General features: G+C 65.3%; 1 protein-coding gene. It reads right to left on the reverse strand.

The genetic code is table 11. The features are described from left to right. A partial coding sequence (locus tag MLGJGCBP_RS43905) for an enoyl-CoA hydratase/isomerase family protein (RefSeq protein ID WP_201453190.1) occupies positions 1 to 371 on the reverse strand: 371 nt, incomplete at its 3' end. Positions 372 to 505 lie beyond the last annotated feature (134 nt).

The raw sequence follows: 505 nt of genomic DNA on the forward strand, positions 1-505 counted from the left end.
GCGGCGATCACCGGGAACGGCAGGTGGTGCAGCGCCGCCAGGCCACCGGTCGCGGTCTCCTGGAACCTGAGGAACTCACGCACACCCATTTCGGTGATCACGCTGATCTCGTCGAGGTCGAAGCCCGCGCAGAACACGCGATCGCCCGCACCGCGGATGATCAGCGCCCGCGCGTCCGTGTCGCGCAGGGCGTATGCGACGGTGTTGAACTCCTCGAACATCTTCACGACCATCGAGTTCATCCGGTCGGGCCGATTGATCGTGAGGACGACGATCTTGCCCTCCAGCACCTCGAGGGTGAGGGTCTCCAGCTGCGGCGGCGCGTAATTGTTCAGCACCGCCGTATTCTCCCGCGTATCCGTCTGCGTCATCTGGATCACCGTCCCGTGAACTGGGGGCTGCGCTTTTCCTTGAACGCGGCCAGGGCTTCGGGCATGTCGTCGCCGCGAGTGAGCAGTGCCTGCCCGCGATTCTCGAGTTCGAGCGCGGCGGCGTACGACGACAC

Origin of the sequence: Rhodococcus sp. T7, from assembly GCF_009872365.1 — a bacterium.
In the GTDB taxonomy this organism is placed as follows: domain Bacteria; phylum Actinomycetota; class Actinomycetes; order Mycobacteriales; family Mycobacteriaceae; genus Rhodococcus_F.